At 69.9% G+C, this 17707-nt stretch carries 16 protein-coding genes; 9 read left to right on the top strand and 7 right to left on the bottom strand.

The genetic code is table 11. From position 1 onward, the window contains the following. Window positions 1-63: 63 nt before the first annotated feature. Entirely contained in the window at window positions 64-360 is a 297-nt protein-coding gene (locus ABD793_RS26735) for an ArsR/SmtB family transcription factor (protein WP_344864755.1), read from the bottom strand. 57 nt (window positions 361-417) lie between these two features. On the opposite strand from ABD793_RS26735, the gene ABD793_RS26740 reads away from it, so the two are divergent. Together ABD793_RS26740 and ABD793_RS26745 are read left to right on the top strand one after the other, a co-directional pair. Continuing rightward, the gene (locus ABD793_RS26740; protein ID WP_344864757.1) at window positions 418-1293 is read left to right on the top strand and encodes an NmrA family NAD(P)-binding protein; all 876 of its coding nucleotides are present in this window, start codon (window positions 418-420) and stop codon (window positions 1291-1293) included. A gap of 704 nt (window positions 1294-1997) precedes the next feature. Then, window positions 1998-2981 carry a tyrosine-type recombinase/integrase gene (locus ABD793_RS26745; protein ID WP_344864759.1) on the top strand — a complete coding sequence of 328 codons (984 nt, stop codon included), beginning with the start codon at window positions 1998-2000 and terminating at the stop codon, window positions 2979-2981. Between the two features lie 1316 nt (window positions 2982-4297). Here the strand turns inward: ABD793_RS26745 and ABD793_RS26750 are convergent. After that, a complete protein-coding gene (locus ABD793_RS26750; RefSeq protein ID WP_425548776.1) occupies window positions 4298-4678 on the bottom strand; it encodes a hypothetical protein in 381 nt (126 codons plus the stop codon). Window positions 4679-4744: 66 nt separating this feature from the next. On the opposite strand from ABD793_RS26750, the gene ABD793_RS26755 reads away from it, so the two are divergent. Next, window positions 4745-5530, top strand: coding sequence for a glycerophosphodiester phosphodiesterase family protein (locus ABD793_RS26755; RefSeq protein WP_344864761.1), 786 nt, complete (start codon window positions 4745-4747; stop codon window positions 5528-5530). Between the two features lie 230 nt (window positions 5531-5760). Here the strand turns inward: ABD793_RS26755 and ABD793_RS26760 are convergent, their stop codons facing one another. Further along, window positions 5761-6462, bottom strand: a complete 702-nt coding sequence (locus ABD793_RS26760; protein ID WP_344864763.1) for a transglycosylase family protein — start codon at window positions 6460-6462, stop codon at window positions 5761-5763. Between the two features lie 246 nt (window positions 6463-6708). Between ABD793_RS26760 and ABD793_RS26765 the strand changes: the two genes are divergently transcribed. From ABD793_RS26765 to ABD793_RS26775, 3 genes are all read left to right on the top strand, one after another. Beyond that, the gene (locus tag ABD793_RS26765; RefSeq protein WP_344864765.1) at window positions 6709-8109 is read left to right on the top strand and encodes an MFS transporter; all 1401 of its coding nucleotides are present in this window, start codon (window positions 6709-6711) and stop codon (window positions 8107-8109) included. A gap of 22 nt (window positions 8110-8131) precedes the next feature. After that, a complete protein-coding gene (locus ABD793_RS26770; protein ID WP_344864767.1) occupies window positions 8132-8908 on the top strand; it encodes a thymidine kinase in 777 nt (258 codons plus the stop codon). Between the two features lie 223 nt (window positions 8909-9131). Next, window positions 9132-9479, top strand: coding sequence for an RNA polymerase-binding protein RbpA (locus ABD793_RS26775; protein WP_091613651.1), 348 nt, complete (start codon window positions 9132-9134; stop codon window positions 9477-9479). 270 nt (window positions 9480-9749) lie between these two features. Here the strand turns inward: ABD793_RS26775 and ABD793_RS26780 are convergent, their stop codons facing one another. The 3 genes from ABD793_RS26780 to ABD793_RS26790 are packed head-to-tail and all read right to left on the bottom strand — an operon-like array spanning window position 9750 to window position 13775. Beyond that, a complete protein-coding gene (locus ABD793_RS26780; RefSeq protein ID WP_344864776.1) occupies window positions 9750-10514 on the bottom strand; it encodes a polyprenol monophosphomannose synthase in 765 nt (254 codons plus the stop codon). A gap of 23 nt (window positions 10515-10537) precedes the next feature. Beyond that, window positions 10538-12157: an apolipoprotein N-acyltransferase gene (lnt, locus tag ABD793_RS26785; RefSeq protein ID WP_344864778.1), complete on the bottom strand. Its 1620-nt coding sequence runs from the start codon at window positions 12155-12157 to the stop codon at window positions 10538-10540. Between the two features lie 10 nt (window positions 12158-12167). Next, window positions 12168-13775, bottom strand: a complete 1608-nt coding sequence (locus ABD793_RS26790; RefSeq protein WP_344864850.1) for an amidohydrolase — start codon at window positions 13773-13775, stop codon at window positions 12168-12170. Between the two features lie 119 nt (window positions 13776-13894). On the opposite strand from ABD793_RS26790, the gene ABD793_RS26795 reads away from it, so the two are divergent. Next, window positions 13895-15283, top strand: a complete 1389-nt coding sequence (locus tag ABD793_RS26795; protein WP_344864780.1) for a KamA family radical SAM protein — start codon at window positions 13895-13897, stop codon at window positions 15281-15283. Here ABD793_RS26795 and ABD793_RS26800 read toward each other — a convergent pair. Next, window positions 15280-16539 carry a multidrug effflux MFS transporter gene (locus ABD793_RS26800; protein WP_344864782.1) on the bottom strand — a complete coding sequence of 420 codons (1260 nt, stop codon included), beginning with the start codon at window positions 16537-16539 and terminating at the stop codon, window positions 15280-15282. The two genes, ABD793_RS26795 and ABD793_RS26800, sit on opposite strands and share 4 nt — an antisense overlap. Window positions 16540-16584: 45 nt before the next feature. Between ABD793_RS26800 and ABD793_RS26805 the strand changes: the two genes are divergently transcribed. Both ABD793_RS26805 and ABD793_RS26810 read left to right on the top strand, forming a co-directional pair. Further along, a complete protein-coding gene (locus tag ABD793_RS26805) occupies window positions 16585-17088 on the top strand; it encodes a MarR family winged helix-turn-helix transcriptional regulator (RefSeq protein WP_344864784.1) in 504 nt (167 codons plus the stop codon). A gap of 100 nt (window positions 17089-17188) precedes the next feature. Continuing rightward, the gene (locus ABD793_RS26810; RefSeq protein WP_344864786.1) at window positions 17189-17611 is read left to right on the top strand and encodes a nitroreductase/quinone reductase family protein; all 423 of its coding nucleotides are present in this window, start codon (window positions 17189-17191) and stop codon (window positions 17609-17611) included. The last annotated feature ends 96 nt before the right edge of the window (window positions 17612-17707 follow it).

The raw sequence follows: 17707 nt of genomic DNA on the forward strand, positions 1-17707 counted from the left end.
TCGCGGTTGGCCGACGGGGGAGCAGGCCGTGGTCGAGCTCCGGCGCTTCCCGCCGGTCACGGCTCACCTCAAGGCGAGAACGGTGCCCAGCAGACCGGGGAATCGGTGGTCGAACTCCGGGCGGAGCGAGTGCCGGCAGCGGGTGCCTTCCGGCCGGATGAACACCACGCAGGCGTTGCGGAGAGTGCTGAAATGGTGGCTCAAGGTCGACTGCGAGACCTTCACCGCGAACTTCGATCCCTGGTGCTCCTCGCCGTCGCTGAGCATCCGCACGATCGCGAGGCGGACTGGGTCCCCGAGCGCCGAGAGGGCTTGGGCCAGGGCGACTTCGTCGAGATTCGGGTGGTCGAGGCGGCGCACAGGAAACAGCGTACCGTTCATTGATGATCGACGTTCATCAATGAAGGTGGGTTGCCGATGATCCTGCTTACGGGCGCGACCGGGACGATCGGTGGGGCACTGGCGCGCCGTCTCGCGGCGGACGGTATTCCGTTCCGCGCACTGGTGCGCCGGGGGAGCGTCGCGATCCCCGGTGCGGAGGTGATCGTCGGCGACCTCGACGATCCGGCGACGCTGCCGGAGGCATTCGCGGATGTCGACCAGTTCTTTCTGAACACCGCCGGGCCTTACCCGGACGAGCGACCGGTGATCACTCAGCAGCTTGCCGCGATCGACGCCGCGGTGGCGGCCGGAGCCGAGCATATCGTCAAGGTGTCCGCCGTGGGGGCGAGGACGGGCGGGCCGATGCCGTTCGGGACGCACGCGAAGATCGAGGCCTACCTTGCAGACTCGGGACTTGCCGGAACCGTGCTGCGGCCGAACACCGTCATGCAGAACCTGGTTCGCGCGATCACCAGATTCACGCCCGAAGGCGATCTTTTCGAGGCCTTCGGCGGGAAGATCGCCTATGTCGATGCGCGGGACGTCGCGGACTGCGCCTACGCAGTGCTCACCGGGTCGGCACCCCGGGGCGGGGCGCACGACCTCACCGGGCCTGGGGCGTTGACGGCCGCGGAGCTGGCGGCGGCCCTGTCCGCCGGACTCGATCGCGAGATCGGACTGGTTCAGCCTGCTGTCGACGAGCTCGAGCCGATCCTTGCCGACCAGGGGATGCCGGAGTCGTACATCAAGCACTTCGTCGAGCTCACCAGGCTTGTCACCGCCGGCGCACTCGCCGACGTCACGACCGCGGTCACCGACCTCACCGGCAACTCGCCGCGCTCGATCGAAGCGTTCATCGCCGAGCATCGCGACCAGCTACGCGGGAGTCCGGCACGTTCGTTTTGGGCGTAGGGAGAGCGCGGTCTCTACGCGCAGGCGGCCTCCTGTCCGTTACTTGACATAATGTACATTATCGGTGTAATGCCGCCGCGCTGGCCAGGGGCTCGAAGAGCGGTTCGATGGCCGCCGAAGACGACCGGACAGGCCATGGAACCTCGTCAGGCGGTCCGAGTCGGGACTTCTGGAGTGCAGCCTGGTCGGACGACGGGCACAGCGCCGGGTGTTGTGCATCCAACCCGGCCGGACGATCCGCCGTGTGCCGTCTTCGGCGGGACTACGTGCGACGTGACCGGCTTGGTGGCAGCCGTCGCCCATCACGGATCGAGTCGGCAAGTCCGTCACCGGGCCGGAGATCCCCGAGTGGTCGACCCGGACGGTCTCGGTCATTTCGTCACCGTGACGTAACTACCGAGACCGTCCGGGTGTCGAGATCTGGCTGTTGGAGGGCTTCTGTCGGCACCTCACCGCGTCGGCAGTCGTCCGGCCTGCCTGGGATCACCACTCGAACAGATGAACGGTCGCCGCTGAAGCCCTGCCGCGCGTGCCTGCGGGATGCATCCGGACTGGCAGCATCGACTGGTTCGACGGTGGGCATGGTAGGCGGAAGCTGTTGTCCCCCAACGGGTTCATCTCCTTTCGCGCGGCCTTGTCATGCATAATTGCTATTATGCATGACAGTAGCGCAAGAACCGGCGTGCGGCGAAACTGTCGGTGCTGTGCGGTACAAGATTCTCATGCTTGTTTCCGAGGCGCAGCAAGCGTTCTTCGCGGCACGGCGGCCGCGTAAGGACTCGCCGCACACCACCGCCGCTTATCGGCGCGATCTTGCCGGGATCACCACTCTCCTGGTCGCCGAGTCGGCCGGTGCCGAGCTGGTCGTCGAAGAGCTCACCGCACCCGCGTTGCGCGCGGCCTTCGGGGTGTTCGCCGATACGCACGCCAAGAGTTCGGTGCTGCGCGCGTGGTCGACGTGGAACCAGTTCCTCACTTTCTGCGTGGCGGACGGGTTGCTGGCGGGCAACCCGATGGGCGCGATCGCGCGGCCCCGTACTCCCCCGCTCACCCCGAAACCGTTGCGGGGCGAGGAAACGCCGGAGCGGTTGCTCGCCGCGGCCGCGGAGGGCGCTCGGCGCACGCGGGATCCGTGGCCCGAGCGGGACGTGCTGGTGCTCGCGCTCGGGCTGGTCGCCGGGTTGCGGGCAGCGGAGATCCGGGCGCTCACGCGGCGGTCGGTGGTGGGACGCTCCGGCGAGCTGCGGTTGCACGTGCACGGCAAGGGCAGCCGGGACCGTTCCATCCCGGTGCAGCCTGCGGTGGAACGGCTGATCGCGGACTACCTCGCGTCCTGCCGGCGGCGGTTCCCCGGGCAGCGGTTTCCGGCCGGGCAACCGCTTCTGCGGGACCGTGCAGGGAATCCGATCGGACGCGGCGCGCTGGAGTACCTGGTGAAGTCGTGTTACCGGTGGGCTGGTCTGCACGACCGGGTACCGTCCGGGGCCAATCTGCACGCGCTCCGGCACACCTTCGCCACGCGGCTGGCCGAGGACGGCGCGACCGCCTCGGAAATCATGGCGCTCCTGGGACACGCGAGCCTCGCCACGAGCCAGAACTACATCGAGGCGACCGGCCGTGAGCAACGCGCCGCGGTAGCGAGCAACCGCACTTACCGCGCGCTCGACGGTCTGGCACGAGAGGGGTGAGAGTTGTGCTGGCCTGAGCGAGCGGACGGCAACGAGACGATCCGGATGGTGCGGCCGACCGGGAAAACTCCGCGGGCACGGATCTTCGAGCTGAGCGCGGATCCCGCCCAGCCACCGCGGTGGTGTGGCGACCGCGGTGGCGCGGCGACGGACCTCTCCGTCGCGACATAGAGCGGGTCTGCGGCGTGTTCGCCACGGTGCCGACCATCGGTGCCACTGCGGGCGAACCACGTGCGGAGTCCGAGGTGGCCCGCTGGATCGCCTGGCGTCCGTCCGAACCGGACAGTGCCTCGCCGGGACATCTGTGGCGCTGGGACATCTGTGGCGCTGGGACATCTGTGGCGCTGGGAACTCGGACCGCTCGGTGTCGCGCGCACGCGAGTGACGCACACCTACGACTGGACCGCCCTGCCCGGAGAGGAAACCGTCCGCCTCAAACGCGCGCGATGACACCCGATCACCTGTGTGCTTCGCCGGACAACCTGGCGGAACTCGCCAAGGCCGACTCACCGCAGCGAAAGGTGACCCGGTGGGGCCGTCCGTCTGATGACGGATGGGTCCCGGCGACGGGTGCCGTGAGGGCCTGCGGCAGTCGAGGAAGCACTCTTGTGTCCGGAGCGTGCGCAGTTAACCGAGCCAGCGTGGTCGTCCGCGAGGTCCTGTACGCGGAGCGTGCCCAAGACCGAGGCTGGGCAATGTCGCGACCGCCTCGGCTGTGGGGCGCGGCCCGCCAGCCAGCGGTGCACGCCAGACGGAACCGTCTGGCGCCGGCCAGCACCGTCGCGGCGCCTCGGATAGCGGGAGGCCTTCTTGTACGCGGAGCGTGCCGGGTTGCGCGGTGTCCGGGTCGCGCGACGTCCGGGTCGCGCGAGGCCTCGGGTCCCGGGCGCTTGATCGCGCGGCGGGCGACGCAGCGGGGCGCAGGTGGCGCGGCGGGCGACATAGCGGGGCGCAGGTGGAGTGGCGGGCGCAGGTGGAGTGGCGGGCGAGACCGGTGGGCCTGGTGTCGGTACGCCCGCGTTCCTTGCCGTGGCACGCTCCGCGTACGAGGTGGCCGGGTGTCAGTGGCGAGAACAGCGCGCTGCGGCGTCGGGCGGTGGGCTGGGTGAAGTCCGCGTCGGCCGTGGGCGCTGCGCGGGTGTTGCCTTGTGCGGGGCCGGCTGGTCGAGTGGACGCCTCCACGGCGGGCGTCGGGAGCTGCCGGCCGTTGAGCGGTGTACCGGGGCGGCACGGTCGGGTCCGCAGAGTGTGCCGGCCGGGTTCGTCAGTCCGGTTGGTCCCTGGGGTTGCCCAGCGGGGTTTTGCCGGCCGGCTTGTCAGCGGAGTTGTTCGAGGTCCTTGGCCGCGTGCGCGATTTCCTCGGCCAGGCGGTGCAGTTCCGCGGTTTCGGCGCCGTCTTCTGCGGCGGTCACGATGTCTTCGGCAGCGCACCGCAGCTGGAAGAGTCGGTCTTGCAGGGCGGCGATCTCGGTGTCGGACAGGACGACCGCGTCTTCCGGGAGTCCGCTGCGCTGGAGTGCGGTGCGGCGTTCGTAGGCGCGCTGGCGGCAGGACTGCCCGCAGTAGCGGCGACGGCGGCCGACGTTGCCTGCTTCGGGCAGGCGGCGGCCGCACCAGCCGCAGTGTTTCGGGGCGTTGGTGCGGCGCGGCACCACGCGTTCGTCGCCGGTCGGGGGGTGTTCGGCCAGTTCCCTCACCCGCCGGACTCTAGCTGTCCATCGTGTTTTCCTGCCGGGGCCATGCCGGAGAGGCAGACTGGGGTCATGCGCCCGCCGTTTCCGTACCTCGCCGACCCGCTCCCCCGTGCGTTCGCCCATCGCGGATGGCATCTCGGCGATCTGGAGGGGATGGAGAACTCGTTGCCTGCGTTCCGGCAGGCGGTCGCCGAGGGCTACCGGTACGTGGAGACGGATGTGCACGCGACCTCGGACGGCGTGGTGGTCGTGCACCACGACGACACGCTCGACCGCACCACCGACGGCGGCGGATCGATCGCGGCGCAGACCTGGGAGCAGATCAAGCACGCGAAGATCGGCGGACGGGCGACCGTGTCGCGGCTGGAGGACGTGCTCGAGGAGCTGCCGGAGGCGTGCTTCAACGTCGATGTGAAGGCCGATCCGGCGGTGGCCCCGTTCGTGCGGGTGCTGGAGCGCGCGGGTGCGTTCGACCGGGTGGCGGCGGCTTCGTTTTCGGACGCGCGGCTCGCGCGGTTGCGCCGGCTGGCCGGGCCGAAGCTGCTGACCGCGATGGGGCCGCGGTCGGCGTTGCTGCTGTGGATGAACGGATGGGTGCCGTTGCTGCCGGTGAGCCGGTTCGCGCGGGGGTGGCTGGCGCAGGTGCCGGTGCGGCAGGGGCCGTTGACGGTGGTGGATCGTTCGTTCGTGAAGTCCGCGGTGCGTGGTGGGTTCGAGGTGCACACGTGGACGATCGACGATCCGGACCAGATGCGGGTGCTGCTGGACCTCGGGGTGCACGGGATCGTCACGGACCGGCCGGATCTGCTGCGTGCGGTGCTGCGGGAGCGCGGCAGCTGGGGCCGGGACGGCTGACCGGCAGGTCAGCACACGCTCGGCGGACAACAGGCCGGGCCCGCGCGGTGTAGTGCCAATCCGTGCTCCGGTATCACACCGGGGTGGTCAGCCCGTCTTCTGTCCTCCGATCGTTTCGCGGGGGATGCCCGGCGTGCTGGGCGGTTTCGGCGATGACGTGCATCAAGCACGCGACGGGCGCTGCGGACCACACCGGGTGCGTTCCAGCTCGGCACCGCCGCGCGGCCCGGTCATCGTGGCGCTTTGCCCTGCCAGGCGGCCTTCCAGGTTTTCGGGCCGAGGCGGCCGGAGTCGTTGATGCCGTTGGCGCGTTGCAGGTCGAGTACGGCGGTGCGGGTTTTGTCGTAGTAGCAGCCGGTGCCGCTGAAGCCGTAGCCGTAAGCGTTCATCCGCAGCTGGAAGGTTCGCAGCGCGGGTGCGCAGTCGCCGTAGGCGTAGACGAGGCCGGGCCAGGCGGGCATCGCGCCGGACGGGGGTGCCGGCGGTGGGGTGGGTTTCGGTGCCGGCGGTGTGGGCAGGCCGCCGCCGCCCATGTAGGCGGAGTCGTCGTAGGACGGGACCCGCTTGCTGCGGGCGTCGCCGTCGGCCGTGAGGTTCAGCTTGCCGCCGCATTCCCAGGGTTGCCAGCCACGCATCCGGTACAGGTAGAGCGCCCGGTAGTCCTGTTCGCGAGGGCTGGCCTGGTCCGGCCGGCCCTGGCCGCCGACGCTGCGCCAGGTGGGCAGGTTGAACTGGTAGGCGCCGTAGTAGCCGTTGCCGGTGTTGATCGTGTAGCGGCCGCTGGACTCGCACATCCGCAGTTTCGTCCAGGCGCCGGAGCTGGGGTCCGCGGACGCGGCCCCGGTCACGACGAGCTCCAAGCCCAATACGGCGACCACGAGGAGCAGGGCCCTGGTGGCCGCGCGCCGGACGGTGCGAACGCGGTTGGTCATGGCTGCACACTAAGCACGCGACCCTTTGACCACAAGAGTCACACGACGCACATCAGTCTCACATGAAACGGCTTGAATTCGCCGTAACGACACGCCCGGCAATGCCGTCGGAGGGCAGCCGGAAACAGTGCGCACCGGAAGGAGGAGACGAACCGGACACGGTCGGCCGAGCTTGCGGCACCGGGTTCGGGTGGCACAGTAACGTGCGTCCTGACCTGGAGGTTCGGGACCGACGAGGAGCACCGGATGACGCTGGCGCCGGCCAGAGACAGCAAGCGCGAACGGCGGGGCTGGTACTTCTACGATTGGGCGAATTCGCCGTTCTATTCGTCGGTGACGACGGTGTTCGGTGCGCTGTACATGAGCACCGTTGCGGCCGCCGACGCCAAGCAGAACATCACCCTTAACGGGGACGGCGCGTGCCGGGACGCATCCGGAATCGACGACAAGCTGAATCACTGCGACGTGTCGCTGTTCGGGCTGCATTTCCCGGCCGGTTCGCTGTGGGGGTATCTGCTCGCGGTGGCGACCGTGGTGCAGGTGCTGGTGCTGCCGATCGCCGGGGCGGTCGCCGACCGCAGCCGGAACAAGCGGCGGATCCTGGGCTGGTTCGCCGCGCTGGGCGCGCTCGCCTCGGCGCTGATGTTCTTCATGGCAGGCTCGGACTGGCAGCTGGGTGCCGCGCTGTTCGTGGTGGCGAACATCGGCTACGGCGGTTCGCTGGTCGTGTACTACTCGTTTCTGGCGGATATCGCCGGTCCGGACGAGCGCGACGACGTGTCGGCGAAGGGCTGGGCGTTCGGGTATCTCGGCGGTGGTCTCGCGCTCGCCCTGCAGCTGGCGTTCTACCTCAGCCGCGACGCGCTGGGGGTGGACACCGGGACGGCGGTGCGGATCTGCTTTCTCACCTCGGGCCTGTGGTGGGCGGTCTTCACGATCCCCACGTTGCGCGCACTCCCCCGGGTGCACGTGCCTGCCGCCGCGCGACCGGGTGGCTCCCCGCTGCGGGCCGGATTCCGCGAGCTGGGGCAGACGGTGGCCGCGGCCCGCCAGTACCCGCTGACGCTGGCCTTCCTCGGCAGCTACCTGCTGTTCGCGGACGGGATCAACACGGTGGTCACCGTGTCGGCGCAGTACGGGAAGGACGAGCTCCGGTTTTCCGACGAGGTGCTGATCATCACCGTGCTGGTGATCCAGTTCGTTGCTTATGCGGGCGGGGTGCTGCACGGTCTGGTCGCGCGGCGGGTGGGTGCGAAGCGGACGATCCTGGGCAGCCTGGTGCTGTGGGTGGTGGTACTCGGCGGCGCCTATTTCGTGCAGCCGGCGCAGGCGCTGCAGTTCTACGCGGTCGCCGTCGGCATCGGGCTGGTGCTGGGCGGGACGAACGCGCTCTCGCGTTCGCTGTTCAGCCAGATGATCCCGGCAGGCAAGGACGCGCAGTACTACTCGCTCTACGTGGTCGGCGAGAAGGGCACGTCGTGGCTCGGCCCGCTGGTGTTCGCCGGAGTGGGGCAGGCGACCGGATCGTTCCGGCTGGCGATCGTGGCGCTGGTGGTGTTCTTCGTGCTCGGTTTCGTGTTCGTGGCAATGGTGCCGGTGCGGCGGGCGATCGTGGCCGCCGGGAACCGTCCGCCGGAGCTGCTGTGAGGTCCCGATAGGGTCGGGCGTCGTGACCGCACTCGACGACGCCGTGCCCGGCGACCCCACCGATGCGCTTTCCGCGGCCCCACCGGCCGGGATGCGGCGGAGTGTCGCCCCGCACGGCAGGCTGAAGTTCTGCTACGGCCCGATGGACTGCGGGAAGTCGACGCTCGCATTGCAGATCGACCACAACCACGCGCGCCAGGGCAGGCGCGGGCTGGTGCTGGTGCGGCACGACCGCTCGGGCGCGCCGCAGATCACCAGCCGGATCGGGATCACCCGCCTGGCCACCGAGGTGGGCACCGCCACCGATGTGCGGGACCTGGTGCGCGAGGAGTGGGCGCAGGGCAGGCACGTGGACTACGTGATCGTGGACGAGGCGCAGTTCCTCTCCCCCGCACAGGTGGACCAGCTTGCCGAGCTGGCCGACGAGGTGGGCGTCGACGTGTACTGCTTCGGCATCGCGACCGATTTCCGCAGCAGGCTGTTCCCCGGTGCGGGGCGGCTGTTCGAGCTGGCCGACGAGCTGCAGCCGGTGCAGGTGGAGGTGCTGTGCTGGTGCGGGCTGCCGGGGCGGTTCAACGCGCGGGTACGGGATGACGAGATCATCCGGGAGGGGGACACCGTGGTCGTCGCGGACACGCTGGGCCAACACGCCGAACACTCCGTAGTTGAAACTTCATCTTCAGCACGTTCCGATGGTGATTTGGCTACGTTCCGTTATCAGGTACTGTGCCGACGACATTTCCGCGCGGGGGACCTGGGGCCTGCGACCGCGCAGCACGGTCAGTTACGGTTGTCGTAGGAGGGCGCCGGTAGCCCAACTGGGGGATATCCGCACTAAGAAGGCGGTATCCGCGTCACGACAAAGCGCGAAATGCGTCCCACTGGAGGAAGCTGAAGACCAGGGGTGACGCAGCTCATCGTGAGCAGAGACATGGTGTATCGGGAATCCCCCGGGCGCCTCGTTCGTTGCATAGGGTGAGCATCACCCTGGCTCCACCCGGAGCTGACTGAAAGGACCCAACATGGCCGACCGTGTTCTCCGTGGAAGCCGGCTGGGGGCGGTCAGCTACGAGACCGACCGCAATCACGACCTCGCCCCGCGCCGGACCGTGCGCTACGCCTGCCCCAAGAACCACGAGTTCGAGGTGCCGTTCTCCGACGACGCCGAGATCCCCACGGTCTGGGAGTGCAGGCTGCACGGCAGCGAGTCCGAGATCGTCGACGGCGGGCAACCCGAGCAGAAGAAGACCAAGCCACCCCGGACGCACTGGGACATGCTGCTGGAGCGCCGCTCCATTCCGGAGCTCGAGGATCTGCTGAACGAACGTCTCGCCGAGCTCAAGGGACGCCGGACCAGCCGGTCCGCCTGAACCTCGGCCCGTAGCTGGCTCCCACCACCGATCGGAACGGCCCCCGTGAGCTTTGCTCCACGGGGGCCGTTCCGCGTTTCAAGGCTTGTTGCGCGCTTGGGACGCCGAACGCGGCTGCCGTGGGTCCGCCGGGCCCGCACGCACGCCAAGGTGCCGTCCGGCGGCCACAGTCGCCTCCGGCGCCACAGTTCACGTCCGGCGCGGGATCCCCGCACCGACAGGTCATCCCGGCGGCGCGAGGCCTGCCCGCCGGAAGAGCACGGGACCGGGTCAGCGGCCGAGCAGCTTGCGCAGCTGGCCGAGCCGTCGTTGTGCGCCCCATTCCGCGACGCGGAAGAACGCCTCCTGCATGATCGAGCCGCTCATCTTGGACTGGCCGATCTCGCGGTCGGTGAACGTGATGGGCACCTCGACGATGTCGAAGCCGGCGTCTGCGGTGCGGCGGGTGAGGTCGATCTGGAAGCAGTAGCCGTGTGAGGCGATCCCGTCGAGTTCCAGCTTCTCCAGCACCGCGCGGCGGTAGACGCGGTAGCCGGCGGTCATGTCCGAGATCTTGAGCCCTAGTGCGAACCGGGAGTAGAGGTTCGCGCCGCGGGAGAGCACCCGGCGCCGCAGCGGCCAGTTGACGGTGCTGCCGCCGGGCACGTAGCGCGAGCCGATCGACAGGTCCGCGTCACCGGCCGCGTCCAGCAGCCGGGGCAGGTCCTCCGGTGCGTGCGAGCCGTCCGCGTCCATCTCGACCAGCGAGGCGTAGCCGCGGGCCAGCCCCCAGCGGAAGCCGGCGATGTAAGCCTTGCCGAGTCCGGCCTTCTCGGTCCGGTGGAGAACGTGCACGCGCTCGTCCGCGGCCGCACGCTCGTCGGCCAGCTCCCCGGTGCCGTCCGGGCTGCCGTCGTCGACGACGAGGACGTGCGCGTCCGGAAGTGCCTTGTGGAGCCGGTCCAGCACCGGGCCGAGGTTGTCCCGTTCGTTGTAGGTCGGGACCACCACCAGCACCGGCTCGATCGTTTCGGCCCCCCGCGGCGCCTGCGCCATCCGTCTCCTCCGAATCCGCGGGTTCAGCCCGCCGGTTCCCCTGCTGTCGTGCCGGCGCTGGCGCGCCGGGTGCGAAAACGGAGCACGGCCCCGCCGGCGACACCCGCGATCGCCAGTGCCAGCAGGCCGTACTCCGTCCACGCACCGAGTCGATCCGACAGCGTAGTCTGCGTGCGCAGCGGCACGCGCCCGACCAGGGCGTCCGCCGTGAAAAGTCCGGTTGAGCTGGTGATCGTCCCGTCCGGGGCGACGAGTGCGCTCACCCCGGTGGTGGCCGAGACCACCACCGCGCGGCCGTGCTCGACCGCCCGCAGCCGCGACATCGCCAGCTGCTGGTAGCTCATCTCCCCCGGCCCGTACCAGGCGTTGTTCGTGGGGACGACGAGCAGTTCGCCGCCCTGGTCCACGGCGTCGCGGGCGGGGCCGTCGAAGGCGGTCTCGTAGCAGATGAAGACGCCGACCTTTGTGCCTGCCACCGACAGCGCCGCGTTCGTGCCGTCGCCCGCGCGGATCTCCGGGGTGTTGTCCACGAACGGCGTGACCAGACGGGCGAGCGCACGGGCGGGCACGTATTCGCCGAAGGGCACCAGCTCCTGCTTGGTGTAGCGCGCGCCGGGGCCGGTGCGCGGATCCCAGGCCAGTGCGTCGTTCTCGTCCTGCCCGTCCGGCAGCCGGACGAGAGCGCCGATGATCGCGGGCACCCCGAACGCGGACACCATCCGGTCCAGACCGGGGTCGTCGTCGTAGATCGCGGTCGCGGTTTCCGGCCAGACCAGCAGATCGGGCCGGGCCACTGCGCCGCTGCGTACTTGTTGCAGGAGCCGGGCGCTTTCGGCGAGGTGGCTGTTCCGCAGGACGTCGCGTTGCCCCTGGAGCGCGATACCGATGTCCGGAGCGTTGCCCTGCACGGTGGCCACGGTGAGCGAACCGTCCTGCGCGGCGGTGCCGATGGTGGGCCACACGGCGAGCCCGGCGATGGCCGGGACGAGGGTGAACGCCACCGGCCAGGCGAGCGCGCGGTCGCGGACTCGGCGGGTGGTGTACAGCCGGGCGAGCAGCGCGGCCAGGCCGAAGCCGGTGAGCACGACGGCGAATCCGACCAGCGGCGCCCCGCCGACCGAAGCCAGCGACAGAAACGCACCTTCGGGCTGGCTGAATGCGACGCGGCCCCACGGGAAGCCGCCGAGCGGGAACCAGGTGCGCGGGGTTTCCAGTGCGACGAAGACCAGCGCGCCCCACAGCGGCGCCGGCGGCAGCCGGGACACGACTGTGATCAAGAAGCCGCCGAGTCCGAAGTAGAGCGCCAGCGCGAAGCTCAGGCCCAGCCAGGGCCACGGGCCGAATTCGCGGCCGAGGAAGTCCTGGATCCACAGCAGTTGGGTGAGGAAGAAGGCGAGACCGAACACGAAGCCGTAACCGAATGCGCCGCGGAACTTCCGGCCACGAAGGACCAGGGCGAATGCCGCGAACGCGATCGGCGCGAGCCACCACAGTGGACGTGGCGCGAAGCTGAGGTAGTAGAGGACGCCGGCCGCTGCCACGGCGACGAGCCGGATCAGCCAGGCTCGCCACGCGCGTTTCGCACGTGGGGTTTCTGCTTCGTGCGGAACGCCGGGTTCCGGGTCCGCCACCGTCACTGCCACGCCTGGAACTCTAGGAGGCAGGTGTGAACTCGTCGTAGACGACCGTCCCGGCGCGGACAGTGCGCAGGCAGTGCGGCAGCCGGCCGGCCGGGTCCAGCCGGGGCAGCGGGGGTACGCCGGAGCGCGGATCGGTGGACCAGCGCTGCACGCGTGTGTCCGCGGTGGCGACCACGAGGTCCGTGGCGTCCCAGATCGCGTAGTGCGCGGGTGCGCCGGGGACGAGGGTGCCGGTGCGGCCGTCGTTGATGCCGGCCGCACGGTATCCGGCCCGGGTGTGCGCGGTGAACGCCGCCCGTGCGGAGAGCCGGGCTTCGGGACTCCGGTGGTGCACCGCTGCACGGACCGCGGCCCACGGATCGAGTGCGGTCACCGGTGTGTCGCTGCCGAAGGCGAGCACGACTCCCTCGGCGGCAAGCGTGGCGAACGGGTTCAGCCCGACCGCGCGGTCGGTGCCGAGCCGTTCGGCGTACATACCGGAAGTACCTCCCCAGGCATGGTCGAACAACGGCTGCACGGACGCGACGACTCCCCATTCGGCCAGGGCGTGGGCCTGCTCGGCGGTGACCATCTCCAGGTGCTCGAGCCGGTGGTGCCCGGCGACGAGGGCGCGCTGGCCGACCTGCTTCTCGGCGAGCCGGAATCCCTCCACCACCTCGGCGACGGCGGCGTCGCCGATCACGTGGAATCCGGCCTGCAACCCGGCTTCGGTGCAGGCCGCGAAGTGTTCGCCGATCGCGGTCGCGTCGGCGTAACGCGCGCCGGAGGTCGTCGGGTCGTCGGTGTACGGGGCGGTCAGCGCGGCAGTGCGGGAGCCGAGCGCGCCGTCGACGAACAGGTCGCCTGCCGCCCCGCGGGCGCCGAGCGCACGGGCGGTGTCCGGGCCGAGCTCGCCCCAGTAGCCGACGACGTCCGGCAGCCCCGGTTCGGCTGCCAGTGCCAGCAGGTCGGTGAAGTCCTCCTGGCCGCCGATGTCCGGGCCGCCGCATTCGTGGACCGCGACGACGCCGCGGGCGGCGGCAGTGGTGAGGAACGTGCGCTGGGCGCTCTGGCGCTGGGCGCGGGTGATCGCGGTGCGGGCGGCCGCGCGGACGCGGTGGTGGGCGTCCCTGGTGAGGGGACCGTCGGCGGACCAGCCGGGGACCGAGTCGACGCCGGGGGTCAATGCGGCGAGTGCGGTCGTGACCAGCGCGGAGTGCACGTCGACGCGGCTCAGGTAGATCGGGTTGCCACCGGCGGCGTCGTCCAGTTCGGTCCGGCTGGGCAGCCGGGGGTCGGCCCAGGTGGATTCGTCCCAGCCGTGCGCGAGCAGCACCTGGCCGGGCACGACGGCGGTGCGTACCGCGGTGAGCAGGTCCGCGGCGCTGCGCACGGTGGTGAGGTCGAGGCCGCTCAGGTGCAGTCCGGTCGCGGTGGCGTGCACATGGGCGTCGACGAACGCCGGTGCGACGAATGCACCGTCGAGGTCGACCACTTCGGCGTCCGGGTGCAGGGCGCGGGCAGGTGCGTCCTGGCCGACCCAGACGACCGTTCCGCCGGTCACCGCCATCGCGGTCGCGTCGGGTGCGGACGGGGTGTAGATGCGCCCGCCGAGCAGGAGCGTGGTGCTGTCGTTCGTCACCATCCGAGTCTCCCCCTCGGGCGACATGCGCTCCCCACCGCCCAGCATGCGATAAGATTTACGTCATGAGAACGTTGTGACAGGATATTTTCACGCGTTCACGACGACTAGGAGTACAGATGACTGCGATCCAGGAACCTGTGCCGACTGCCGCCGCCATCGACCAGCCGTATGAGTACGCGCGGACCCAGCTGGTGGAACCCGACTGGCGCCGCTTCCCGGGCTGGCAGGACGTCACCGAAGCCGAGTGGCGGGACGCGCAGTGGCAACGCGTGCACTGCGTGCGCAACGTCAAGCAGCTGCGCGCTCTGATGGGCGGTCTGCTGGAGGACCGGTTCTACGAGGACCTGGTCGCCGACCAGCGCGAGATGGCAACGATGTCGATGCTGGTGCCGCCGCAGATGCTGAACACGATGGCGCCCACCGCGGGCAGCGATCCGGCGAAGGTGACCGAGGCGTTCTACGCCGACCCGATCCGCCGGTACATGATGCCGGTGCACAGCGACCGTGAACAGACGTGGCCGAGCCATCCGCATTCCGAGCGGGACTCGCTGCACGAGGCGGAGATGTGGGTGGTCGAGGGGCTCACCCACCGCTACCCCACCAAGGTGCTGGCCGAGTTGATCTCGACCTGCCCGCAGTACTGCGGGCACTGCACGCGGATGGACCTCGTCGGCAACTCCACCGAACAGGTCCAGAAGCACAAGCTCGAGCTGAAGCCGGTCGACCGCCAGGACGCGATGATCGACTACCTCAAGCGCACCCCCGGCGTGCGGGACGTGGTGGTGTCCGGCGGCGACGTGGCGAACGTGCCGTGGCCGCAGCTCGAATCGTTCCTGATGCGGCTGATGGACATCGAGACGGTGCGCGACATCCGGCTGGCCACCAAGGCGCTCGCGGCGCTTCCGCAGCACTGGCTCCAGCCGAAGGTGACCGAAGGCCTGCAGCGGGTGGCGCTGACCGCGCAGCGGCGCGGCGTCAACCTGGCCATCCACACGCACGTCAACCACGCCCAGTCGGTGACCCCGCTGGTGGCCGAGGCGGCGCGGACCGCACTGGAGGTCGGCGTCCGCGACGTGCGAAACCAGGGCGTGCTGATGCGCGGGGTGAACGCGACACCTGCCGCGCTGCTGGACCTGTGCTTCGCACTGCAGGGTGAGGCGAACATCCTGCCGTACTACTTCTACATGTGCGACATGATCCCGAATGCGGAGCACTGGCGCGTTTCGGTGCATGAGGCGCAGGAACTGCAGCACGCGATCATGGGCTACCTACCGGGCTACGCAACGCCGCGCATCGTGTGCGACGTGCCCTACGTCGGGAAGCGCTGGGTGCACCAGCTCGCCGACTACGACCGCGAGCGCGGCATCTCCTACTGGACCAAGAACTACCGCACCGGGATCGAACTCGACGACCCGGAAGCGTTGCAACGCCACTACCCGTACTACGACCCGATCCAGACCCTGCCCGAGGCCGGGCAGAACTGGTGGGCCGAGCAGTCCGGTTAAGCGGGGGCGGAGGTGGTTTCCGCACCGGATGCGGGGACCACCTCGCCGTGGCCTTCCCCGGGGCGGACCAGCACGGCCAGTGCGAGGCCGGCCAGCGCGAGGGCGATCAGCATGATCACCGCCATCGGCAGGGAGCTGGCTTCGCCGAACACGCCGACCAGCGGGGAGGCCACCGCTCCGCACGCGAACTGGAGTCCGCCCATCAGTGCCGAAGCCGCGCCGGGGGCCGTGCTCCCGATCGTCTGGCCGAGGCTCATCGTCGCGGGGAAGATCATCCCGACCCCCGCCAGCACCACGAACAACGTGATCCAGGTGGCCGCGAAGCTCTCCCCGAACGCCACGACGGACAGCACCTGCGCCAGCCCGCCGGCGGCCGCGACGACGACCGCGCAGACCAGCAGTGTGTTCAGCCGGAAACGGCCCGAAAGCCGGGAGAACACGCCGCCTGCCAGGGCCATCCCGATGGCGTTCACCGCGAAGATCAGCGAGTAGCCGCCTGCCGAGACGTGGTGGATGTTCTCGAACACGAAACTCGATCCGCTGATGTAGGAGAACAGCGCCGCCGCGGAGAGCCCGAGTACCAGGCCGTGGCCGAGGAACGGCCGGTTCCGCGCCAGCGAGGCCATCGCGCGGAACGTCCCGGCGAGCCCGCCGTGGTCCCGGCGGTGCCGGGGCAGTGACTCCGGCACCTTCACCAGGACGCTGATCAGCAGCAGCACGCCGACCACGCACAGCACGCCGAAGACCGCCCGCCACGTCGAGATCGAGAGCACCGCACCGCCGAGCACCGGCGCCGCAACCGGGGCGACCCCCATGATCTGGGACAGCACCGCGAAGTACCGCGGGATCTCCGGTCCGCGGGCGCGATCGGAGATGATCGCCCTCGCCAGCACCATCCCCGCGGCCGCGGCGACGCCCTGCAGGAACCGCGCGGTGATCAGCACCTCGACCGACGGCGCCAGCATGCACGTCACCGAGAACACGACATACCCGGCGACGCCGCCGAGGAGCAGGCCGCGCCTGCCGAGGCCGTCGCTGAGCGGGCCGATCGCCAGCTGCCCGACGACCAGCCCGAGCAGGAACGCGGTCATCGTCAGCTGGATGGCGGAGCTGCCGGTGTGCAGCGACTCCCCCATCTTCGGGAACCCCGGCACGTACATGTCGATAGTCAGGGGTGCCACGGCGGTGAGACCGGCGAGAACGACGAGCAGGCCCACCGGCGTCCTGCGCCGGGCGCCGGGGTGCGCTGTTACCATCCGAAAACGATAACAAGTAGTTCACTGGTTGACAAAGGGGTCTCCGTGCATCCCGAGCCGTTTCCCGAGCCATCCGTCGTCCAGGCCCGGCTGGCCGCCCGCAACCCCGGTCTCGACACGTCCGCGATGCCGGTCGTCGCACTGCTCAAGCGGGCGATCGGCCAGCTCGATCGCGCGCTGGAGCCGGTCTACGAGGGCGCCGAGCTGACCGCACCGGAGCTCGACCTGCTGATCCCGATGCGCGATCTCGGCCGTCCGGTGATCGCGCGCCGGCTGGCCGAACACCGGCACATGTCCCGCGCCGGCATCAGCAAGGCGCTCGCGAAGCTGGAGAAACGCGGCTTCGTCGAACGCGCCCCCAGCCCCGCCGACCGGCGTGCATCGCTGGTCTGGGTCACCGACGCGGGCAAGGCCGCACTCGACGCGTTGTTCCCGAAGCAGGTCGCCGTCGAGTCCACCCTGCTGGCCGGGCTCGGCGAGGACCGCGAGCGGGTGCTCGAGGCGCTGTCCATCCTGGACGAGGTGTTCGAGCGGGCCACGCGCACGTGAATCGGCACCGGCCCGCTCGAGGGAATGGGCACCGGCCGTTGATCCACCGCCGGAAGCCGGGTAATTTCAATTCCACGAGACACAGCAACGAAAGGCGACGATGACTTCAGCAGAGACAGTCGCGTTCAATGCGCGGGTGATCGAGGAATTTCGGGCGAACGAGGGCAAGGTCGAGCGTTTCCGCGGCAAGAACCTCCTGCTGCTCACCACCATCGGGCGGCGCAGCGGCCTGGAACGGATTTCCCCGCTGGTCTACATCCACGACGGGGACCGCCTGGTGATCGCCGCCGCGCTGCGCGGGGCGCCGGTGAATCCGGTGTGGTACCTCAATCTCGTGGCGAACCCGGAGGTCACGGTCGAGACCGGGCAGCGCCGGTTCGCCGCCCGCGCAGAGGTGGTCGCCGACCGCGCCGAGCGCGACCGGCTCTACGCCGCACTCGGCGAGCACACCGATGAATTCACCCATTATGCGACGAAAACGGATCGCGTCATCCCGGTGGTCACGCTGACCCCACAGGAATAGCTTTTCGAGGTGTCCTCGAGGCGCCCTCGAGGACACCTCTGCACAATTCCCGGTGCCGTCGGTTTGGTTTTCCGGACACGGCGATTCCGCCCGCGC

Origin of the sequence: Amycolatopsis ultiminotia, from assembly GCF_039536925.1 — a bacterium.
GTDB classification, from domain to species: Bacteria; Actinomycetota; Actinomycetes; order Mycobacteriales; family Pseudonocardiaceae; genus Amycolatopsis; species Amycolatopsis ultiminotia.